This window comes from Microbispora sp. ZYX-F-249, from assembly GCF_039649665.1.
Taxonomy (GTDB): domain Bacteria; phylum Actinomycetota; class Actinomycetes; order Streptosporangiales; family Streptosporangiaceae; genus Microbispora; species Microbispora maris.
Map to the genome: position 1 here is coordinate 92,559 of NZ_JBDJAW010000022.1, position 8,764 is coordinate 101,322.

At 71.2% G+C, this 8,764-nt stretch carries 9 protein-coding genes; 4 read left to right on the top strand and 5 right to left on the bottom strand.

Translation table 11 applies throughout. The features are described from left to right. Nucleotides 1-192: 192 nt before the first annotated feature. Nucleotides 193-870 carry a TetR/AcrR family transcriptional regulator gene (locus AAH991_RS24770; RefSeq protein WP_346228294.1) on the bottom strand — a complete coding sequence of 226 codons (678 nt, stop codon included), beginning with the start codon at nucleotides 868-870 and terminating at the stop codon, nucleotides 193-195. Between the two features lie 102 nt (nucleotides 871-972). Here AAH991_RS24770 and AAH991_RS24775 point away from each other — a divergent pair, with 102 nt between their 5' ends. The 3 genes from AAH991_RS24775 (at nucleotide 973) to AAH991_RS24785 (ending at nucleotide 4,951) form a co-directional block, all read left to right on the top strand. Further along, nucleotides 973-1,935 carry an NAD(P)-dependent alcohol dehydrogenase gene (locus tag AAH991_RS24775; RefSeq protein ID WP_346228295.1) on the top strand — a complete coding sequence of 321 codons (963 nt, stop codon included), beginning with the start codon at nucleotides 973-975 and terminating at the stop codon, nucleotides 1,933-1,935. A gap of 132 nt (nucleotides 1,936-2,067) precedes the next feature. Further along, nucleotides 2,068-4,173 carry a glycoside hydrolase family 6 protein gene (locus AAH991_RS24780; RefSeq protein WP_346228296.1) on the top strand — a complete coding sequence of 702 codons (2,106 nt, stop codon included), beginning with the start codon at nucleotides 2,068-2,070 and terminating at the stop codon, nucleotides 4,171-4,173. 88 nt (nucleotides 4,174-4,261) lie between these two features. After that, nucleotides 4,262-4,951, top strand: coding sequence for an alpha/beta hydrolase (locus AAH991_RS24785; protein WP_346228297.1), 690 nt, complete (start codon nucleotides 4,262-4,264; stop codon nucleotides 4,949-4,951). 35 nt (nucleotides 4,952-4,986) lie between these two features. Here AAH991_RS24785 and AAH991_RS24790 read toward each other — a convergent pair whose 3' ends face one another. The 4 genes from AAH991_RS24790 to AAH991_RS24805 are packed head-to-tail and all read right to left on the bottom strand — an operon-like array spanning nucleotide 4,987 to nucleotide 7,662. Beyond that, nucleotides 4,987-5,616, bottom strand: a complete 630-nt coding sequence (locus AAH991_RS24790) for a TetR family transcriptional regulator (RefSeq protein WP_346228298.1) — start codon at nucleotides 5,614-5,616, stop codon at nucleotides 4,987-4,989. A gap of 11 nt (nucleotides 5,617-5,627) precedes the next feature. Continuing rightward, nucleotides 5,628-6,311, bottom strand: coding sequence for a DUF4166 domain-containing protein (locus AAH991_RS24795; protein WP_346228299.1), 684 nt, complete (start codon nucleotides 6,309-6,311; stop codon nucleotides 5,628-5,630). Beyond that, nucleotides 6,308-6,982, bottom strand: coding sequence for a DUF4166 domain-containing protein (locus AAH991_RS24800; protein WP_346228300.1), 675 nt, complete (start codon nucleotides 6,980-6,982; stop codon nucleotides 6,308-6,310). The genes AAH991_RS24795 and AAH991_RS24800 overlap by 4 nt, the downstream gene beginning before the upstream one ends. After that, nucleotides 6,979-7,662: a hypothetical protein gene (locus AAH991_RS24805; protein ID WP_346228301.1), complete on the bottom strand. Its 684-nt coding sequence runs from the start codon at nucleotides 7,660-7,662 to the stop codon at nucleotides 6,979-6,981. The genes AAH991_RS24800 and AAH991_RS24805 overlap by 4 nt, the downstream gene beginning before the upstream one ends. 174 nt (nucleotides 7,663-7,836) lie before the next feature. On the opposite strand from AAH991_RS24805, the gene AAH991_RS24810 reads away from it, so the two are divergent. Further along, entirely contained in the window at nucleotides 7,837-8,463 is a 627-nt protein-coding gene (locus AAH991_RS24810) for a Uma2 family endonuclease (protein ID WP_346228302.1), read from the top strand. Nucleotides 8,464-8,764 lie beyond the last annotated feature (301 nt).

The window sequence follows — 8,764 nt, forward strand, 5'->3', positions numbered from 1 at the left end:
GCTCGGGGCGAGGCGCCGAAACCTCCATCGGCCGCGATCGTCCACCAGCGTGTCCACGCCGCTCACGCCGCCGAGGACGGCCTCCGGGATGGCGGTACGCGACTCCGGACAGCAGCTCGTACATCTACGACGTGACGGTGTCCGCGCTCTGCGTGCAGTAGCGCCGGCACCGCGCGTCGCCCGCTCCCGCAGTCAGGCTCCGGAGGGGTGCTGTCTGCGGGAGCCGTCGGCCGCGATCGGGAAACTGCGCACCGACAGAGCACTCGGCGGAGGCAGGGCCCCGTGAGCCGCCTCGGCGCGGAACGACTGGAGCAGGTACGCCACCAGGCGCCGGGACGCGGCAGCGTCGTGCGGCAGCGCGGTGACCAGACCGCAGTGGGACAACACGGCCACGGCGAGGTCGGAAGGGTGGAAATCGGCTCGTAGCGCGCCCGCCGCCTGGGCTCTGCGGACCAGGGTCATGAGGTCCCGCTCAGCCCGTTCCCTGGCCTGGGTGTGTTCCGCCATGCTGCCCGGGAAGGCCGCGACGAACGCGGCAGGGAAGCCCTGTTCCTGCCGCTGAAGCTCGCAGATCGTCTCGAACAACCGCTGGAAGCCCTGCCAGGGGTCGGGGTCGGCCAGCGCCTCGGTGAGCGCTCGGGCGCAGGTCTCCATCTGCTGCGCGAACGCGGCCCGCACCAGGGCGTCCCGGGTCGGAAAACGCCGGTACAGCGTCGCCACACCGACCCCGGCCCGCCGGGCCACGGTCGCCATGGGCGCATCGATGCCGTGCTCGGCGAAGACCGCACGGGCGGCGACGAGGATGCGCCCCAGGTTGCGCCGCGCGTCGGCCCGCAGCCCCGGGCCGGCGATCCGAGAGGATTCCTCCACCACTGTTTCTCACTTCCGGTGTAAACGGACGATGCCGTCCGCTTGTGAGCCTACGCTCGGGCCGGATCCCCCACACGTCCACTGGTGACGAAGGTGAGAACGATGGACGACCGCATGATGAGAGCAGTGCTTTTCGACCGCTACGGCGGCCCCGAGGTGCTGTACGTGGGCCGGGTGCCACGCCCCGAACCGGCGCCCGGCGAGGTGCTCGTGCGGGTGCGCGCGTTCAGCGTCAACGGCGGTGAGCTGGCGGCCCGCTCCGGCAGCCTCCGTCTCCTGACCGGGCGGAGGTTCCCGCAACGCGTGGGGCTGGACCTCACCGGCGAGGTCGCCGCGCTCGGCTACGGCACGACGGACGTCGCGGTCGGCGACCGGGTGTGGGGCATCGTGGGCCGCACCGGATTCGGCACCGCCGCCGAATATGTGACCGTCCGGGCCGAGCGGCTCGGCCGCGTCCCGGACGGGCTGGATCTCGTGGAGGCCGCCGCGCTGCCGGTGGCGACCACGGCCATCACGGCGCTGCGCGACAAGGCCGGACTGCGCCCCGGCGAACGACTGCTCGTACGCGGGGCGGCGGGCGGGGTCGGCAACGCCGCCGTCCAGCTCGGCCGGGCCTATGGCGCCGAGGTCACGGCCCTGGCCCGCGCCGCCAACCTCGACTTCGTCCGTACGCTCGGCGCCCACCACGCCGTCGACCACCGGACCGTCCCGCCGGAGGAACTGGGCTCGTTCGACGTGGTCCTCGACACCGTCGGCACCGACCTGCGGGCCTTGCGGCGCCTGCTGTCGCCCGGCGGGCGCATGGTCACCATCGCCTTCGACCTGACACGGCTCGCCGCCTCACTCGGCTACATCGCCGCCAGCGCCGTACACGGGCGCGGCCGGGTGCGCTTCTTCAGCGGCAACCCCAGACGGGCGCTCTTCGACGACCTCGCCCGCGAGGTGGCGGAGGGGAGACTGCGCCCTGCGGTGGACACGTGCTTCCCGCTGGAGGAGACGGCGGCGGCACATCGAGCGCTGGAGGCGGGCGGGGTGCGGGGCAAGTACGTCGTCAGGGTCGGCTGAAGACAGTTCCCGGGACGGCCGGCGTTCCTCCTCGCGGGACCGTGATGGCACGTGTCCGGCCATGGCCGCGCCCGGCGGCGCTCAATAAGATCCGTAGGGACCTGACCTTCCGGACATCACAGCGGGGGCGATGTGAACGGCGGCAGCGAGGCGGGGGGCTTACCGGGGCGGCACGAGTCCGCCCTGCGGGCGGGTGACCCGGCCCAGGTGGGGCCGTACCGGCTGCTGCGCAGGCTGGGTCAGGGCGGGATGGGCACCGTCTACCTGGGCGAGGCGCCGGACGGCACTCACGTGGCGGTCAAGCTGCTCCACCACACGATCGCCGCCGACCCCGGCTTCCGCCGCCGGTTCCGGCGCGAAGTGGAGGCGGCCAAACGGGTCGCCCGTTTCTGCACCGCCGCCGTCCTGGACGCCCAGATGGACGGCGAGACCGTCTATCTGGTCACCGAGTACGTGCCCGGGCCGACCCTCCGCGAGGCCGTCGAACGAGACGGACCACTACGCGGCTCGAACCTGGACGGGCTCGCGGTCAGCATCGCCACCGCCCTGCGCGCCATCCACGCCGCCGGGATCATCCACCGCGACCTGAAGCCCGGCAACGTCCTGCTCTCCCCCATCGGACCCAAGGTCATCGACTTCGGCGTCGCCCACCTGACCGACATGGCCGGACACATGAGCAGCGCGGTGGTCGGCACGCCCTCGTTCATGTCCCCGGAGCAGTTCGAGGGCGGCCCCCTCACGCCCGCCTCGGACGTCTTCGCCTGGGCGAGCACGATCACCTACGCGGGCACGGGCCACGCCCCCTTCGGCCACGGATCGCTCCCCGTCGTGCTCAACCGAATCGTCAACGGGACGCCCGACCTGACCGGCCTCGACGGGCCGCTGGGCACGCTCGTCGCCCGCGCCCTGGCCAAAGATCCGGCGCGACGGCCGACCGTACAGGAGATCCTCGACGCGCTCACCGGTTCGACGACGCCGTCCGTCGTCACCCTGCCCGGGACCGGGGGGCGGCGCCGCGGCCTGGTGATCGGGACCGGGGCGGGCGCGCTTGCGCTGGTCGCGGCGGTGACCGCAGCCTGGGTCGGCACCTCGTCGGGCCCGGCCACGTCCGGCTCGTCCGCCACCTCGTCCGCCACCCCGGCGGCCTCCGTGACCTCTGCGGCCGCCGCGCTCCCGTCCGCCTCCGTCGCCGGCTCCGGCGGCAATCCGCTGCGTGAGCCCGGCGTACGGTTCGCGTACAAGCAGGAGCCCGACCCGCGGCGCCAGGCGGACGTCTGGGAGGCGCAGGGCAGGAAGGCCGATGCCGCGCTGATGCGCGCGCTGGCCGCGGTGCCGCACTCGGTGAACCTGAACGGCTCGATCACTGAGGTCGGGAACACGGTCACGTCCACGATGCGGCTCGCCGCGGCCCACGATGCCGTACCGGTGTTCCTCACGGACAACATCCCGCTGCTCGACTGTTCCGATCGGGGCGCGCCGGACGAGCGGGCGTACCAGGACTGGATCGACCAGGTCGCGGCCGGCATCGGCGCGGGCCGGGCGGTGGTCGTGCTCGAACCGAACAGCCTCGCCGAGCTGCCCGGCACCGACGACTGCCCGCCGGGCGGGAAGGCGGGGATGGCCGAGCGTTACCGTGAGCTCGGCTACGCGGTGGACCGCCTGGGGGCGCTCCCGCACACGGCCGTCTATCTCGACGGCGGCATCCTGGGCTGGCCCGACTTCGCTGAGATGGCCGACCGGCTGGTGAACGCCGGGGTGGGGCGGGCCGACGGCTTCTACCTGAACAGCTCGGACTTCCAGGCGACCGAAGACCTCCTCTGGTACGGGAACAGACTCTCCCGCTGCGTCCATCTGCTGGCCACCGACGGCGGCGGCACCTGCGCGGACGCCGAGATCGACGCCGTGCCGGCCAGGGCGCCGCTGCCCCATTTCGTCATCGACACCAGCCGCAACGGCAAGGGCACGTGGGAGGTGCCCGAGGGGAAGTACGCCGACCCCCAGTTGTGGTGCAACCCTCCGGGGCGGGGCATCGGCCTGCGCCCGACCACCGACACCGGCGACAAGCTGGCCGACGCGTTCCTGTGGATCCGCCACCCCGGAGAGTCCAACGGCCGGTGCCTGCGGGGCGGTCCCGGGCCGGAGGATCCGGTGCACCACCAGGTGGACCCCGTCGGCGGCACGTGGTGGCCCGCCCTCGCCCTGGAACGCGCCCGCAACGCCGTCCCGCCGCTGCGCTGACTCACTTCTCTGCGGAGCCGGCCTTGCGGAGGCGGGAGCGTACGGTACGCCGTACAAGTAGATCGACAACTCGAGAGGATTCTGTCTAATGGCGACTTACGTGTTGATCCACGCCGCGGCGGTCGATTCCTGGTATTGGGGACCGCTCTCGGCCGCCCTGCGAGACCGGGGCCACGATGTGGTGGCGCCGGACCTGCCCTGTGATCAGGAGTCGGCCGGGCTCGCGGAGTACGCGGACACGGTGGTCGAGGCGATCGGCGGGCGCACCGATCTGGTCGTCGTCGCCCACTCGTTCGGTGGGTTCACCGGCCCGCTGGTGTGTGACCGGGTGCCTGCCGACCTGCTCGTGATGCTCCAGGCTCAGATCTCGGCTCCCGGCGAATCGCCCGGCGAATGGTGGGGCAACACCGGCTACTGGGCGGCACGGGAGGAAGCCGACCGGCGCCGAGGCGCCCCGGGTGGCACGGAGGAGGACACGCTTTCCCTCGTGCTGCACGACACCCCGGCAGACCTGGCCGCCGAGTTCGTAGCCCGACACCAGCGGCACCAGGCGCCTACCCCATTCGGCACGCCGTGGCCGCTGGCATCCTGGCCGGACGTGCCGACCAGGTTCCTGCTGGCCGCCGGCGACCGCTTCTTCCCAGCCGAGTTCATGCGCGGGATCGTCACCGAGCGTCTCAGTTTCCAGCCGGACGAAATGCCTGGTGATCACTGTCCGATGCTCGGGCACCCGAGGGAACTGGCCGACCGCCTTGAGGCGTACCGCACCGGGCTCTGACCAGGGACAGGCACTACTCAAGCGGTTCCGGCTCGTCAAGCGCCGTTGGCCTTGCGGAGGCGGGAGCGTACGGTGCGGCGGACGATCGGGCCCATGTCCTCCAGGACGGCGACCAGGCCGGCGAGCTGCTCCAGGCTGTCGAACGCCCGCTCCGCGCCGTCCTTGTCGACGCCGTCGTACAGTTCGAGGCCGACGAAGGCGGCGGCGGTGGCGCGGGCGAGCCCGGCGACGTCCACGAACTCCGCGAGCGGGCTGCCGGTCAGCACCCGTCGCAGCACGTCCTCCACCTCGGCGACCCACAGGGCGAGCCCTCCGGCGGTGGCGGGGGCGAGCCGCTCATCCGCCTGACTCCCCGCGAGCATCTGGGCGAGCACGGCCAGATTCCCCGCGGCGCGCTCCTCGGTGTGCAGGGAACGGCCGAGGTCGAGCAGCTCCTTCAATGAGGTCACGGACGCGAACCGCTCCCGGTAGACGGCCACCCGCTGCTCCGAGCCGTACCGCAGGGCCGCCGCGAGCAGCTCGTCGACGCTGCCGAAGTGGTAGAAGACGAGCGCCTGGTTGACCCCGGCGGCCGAGGCGATGGCCCGCGCCGAGGCCTTGGCGATGCCCTGGGTGCGCAAGGTCTCCAGCGCGCCGTCGAGCAGCCTCGTCCGGGTGTCGCCCATCGTCCCCTCCCTCAGCGGCGTACCTCTTCGCGCCGCGGCATCACCGTAGCGGGCACGCCGTGCTGTGCGACGTCGACGTAGCCGACCTGGAAGGCGCCCGAGTAGCCGAAGAACGGGCCCAGCCTGGAGTGGGAGACCGTCACCTCAATGCGGAACTCCCCCGCCTCGTCGTCGTACGACTCCCGCACCAGGGCGTTTCCGGTGACGGCCTTCGGGAGGCGGCACGAGAGCCACCCCTCGTGCAGCCGGAAGCCGCCGGTGCGGAAGACCAGCCCGCCGCGCTCGTCCACCCGCAGATCCAGGTCCACGGACAGGTGCTGGTGCGAGCCGACGTACTCGAGGATGCCGTTCCTCGTGGGGTCGTACACCATCGTGGCGTCGAACCGTCGTCGCCGGCCGGACAGGTCGAAGCTGCGCACGAAGGTGAAGGCCTCCCGGCCGTGGGAGTCGACGTACGGGTAGTTCTCGATGGTGAACGGCACCTGCCGGCCCTGCTCGGGGACCAGGATGTTGCGCAGCGCGCCGAGGAGGAGGAACGGCCGGGTGAAGCCCGCGTGCCAGACGTGCGTCATCACCCCCGTGCCGACGCAGGCCCGGCCGTTCGCGGCGCTCAGGTCATAGCGGCGCTGCAGCTGCGGGTGCATGCGGGCGAAGTCGTTGCCCAGGGCACGTTCGAAGATCGAGCCCGGATTCATATGCGTGCCTCTTCGCGCCGCGGCTTGATGACGGCGGGCACGCCGTGCTCGGTGACGTCGACGTAGCGGGCCCGGAACGCGCCCCAGTAGCCGAACATCGGCCCCAGCCTGGAGTGCGAAACCGTCACCCCGACGCGGAACTCCCCTGCCTCGTCGTCGTACGACTCCCTGACGACGGCCGTTCCCGTGGCCGCTTTGGGCAGCCTGCACGAGAACCAGCCCTCGTGGAAGCGGAACCCGCCGGACCGGATGACCATGCCCCCGCGCTCGTCCACCTGGAGATCCAGGTCCACGGCGAGGTGCTGGTGCGAGCCCAGGTAGTCGACGATGCCTCTGGCGGGGTCGTACACCATCTGCGCGTCGAACCGCCGCCGTTTTCGCGGCAGGTCGAAGGTGCGGACGAAGCTGACCGTCTCCCGCCCGTACGAGTCGACGTACGGGTAGTTCTCGATCGTGAACGGCACCTGCCGGCCCTGCTCGGGGATCAGGATGTTGCGGGTGCCGCCGAGGGCCAGGAACGGCCGGGTGAACCCGGCGTGCCAGATCTGCTCCATCACCCCCGTGCCGACGCAGGCCTGCCCGTCGGCGACGTTGACGCCGAAACGGCGTTGCAGTTGCGGGTGCAGGCGGGCGAAGTCGGCGCCCAGGGCACGTTGGAAGATCGAGGTCATCGGGTCTCCATGAGGGTGTGCGGGGGTTGTGCCGTCTGCCGGTCGGGCGGGCGGCGCAGGCATCGGCGGGCCGCCGGGGTCGACGGCAGCGGCGGCAGCAGGACCGCCGCCACTCCGATCAGGCAGGCGACGGCGGCCGGGGTGGTCGTGATGGCGATGGCGGTCGTGAGGGTGCGCAGGCAGAGCTCGGCGAGGGCCTGCCACAGGGAGCGCTCGGGCGTCTGGCCTGTCTCCAGCCAGAGGCGGAGCCGGTCGAAGGACCAGGCCGTCGCCCACCCGATGAGCGGCCGGAAAAGGAGGTCGACGGCCCTGCCCCAGCCGGGGCGGTAGCCGTACCGCGTGATGAAGCGGACGCCGTCGGGGGTCTGGACGTACCGCCAGTAGCCGGAACCGGAGCGGATCAGCGAGATCGGATGGCCGGAGGCGAACCGCAACGCCGACGTCCTGTCGTCGGTGTCGTGACGGTCCCCGGCCGTGACGCCGGCCCCGGTGATGACCAGCCCGGGCAGGAGCCGGAAGGCATACCGGAACCGCTGCGGCTCGCCGTCGGCACGCGGCAGGTAATCGATCTCTGTGAACCGCAAATCCCACCGCTGATGCAGCTCAGGCCGCTGCGTCCGCTCCCACAAGGCCTCCATGTCGGCCCGGACCAAGCACTCCACATACACGAACCGCGCCATGCGCCCTCCAGCGTCTTGAGCGATCGCTCAAAACCGAGAGTAGGCCGATTTAAGCGACTGCTCAAGTTCCCAGCGCATCGGGTGGGCATGGCCGCTGTGCAGAATCGAACTCTGCTGCGAGCCGCGCCCTAAACTGGGCCCGAGGTCGTGACGAACACCATGGGAGATGGCGGGATGACGGCTCTGCCCGACGACAGCTGGCTGCACCACCTCCGCCCGCAGCCCTCCCGGGTTACGGCCGAGGAGTACGAGGCCCTGCCGGAGGAGATCTGCCGGGCCATCGAGATCGTTGACGGCTACGTGGTCTACTGCGAGGCGCCGAGCCCCGAGCACCAGACGGCGGCCCGTAGGCTCGCGAACCTGATCGAGCGGGAGGCCAAGGCCGCGATGGGCCGGGGGCACGGATGCCTGACGGTCAACACCGACGTGGACCTACGGCTGCGCGACGTGCCGCTGCTCAACCGACGACCGGACGTCGTCCTCTACCGCTGCCTTGATCGGGAGCGAGGTGAGCGGCTCCGGGCCGAGCATGCCCTACTCGTCGTGGAGATCGTGTCCCCCGGATCGGAGACGCAGGACACCACCGACAAGTTCGGCGAATACGCGAAGGCCGGGGTCGAGCACTACTGGATCGTCCGGCTCGACGGCACCGGGGTGTCGGTCATCGAACGCTATCGGCTCGACCACGCCTCCACGCTGTACAAGCACATCGAGACCTTCATGAAGGACGAGCCGGGCGACCCGCCCGTCCTCGCTAACCCCATTCCCGTCACCATCAACTGGTCCGAGCTGGAGCTTTAGCGCACTTCCCGGGCAACCGTTGAGCCGGACTGCTGATTACAGGCGGGCATGCACGGCGCATACCTTCGGCCAGGCCGGTGACAGGTGCAATGCAGAAAGCTACGATCCTGAAGCTCCAGCCCGCGACAGGCGGACACCGTCCGCGGGCACCTTGTGATTCACCCGCATTGTTAGCGCTGCGAACACCTCCCTCCCCACAACTGTGCACCTCGCCACGGACGAGTCGAGATTGTGAGCGCCGGTGAACTTCGAGCACTCATGGCATCGAATACTGCGAAAACGGGCGAGAGTAGGCTCGCAG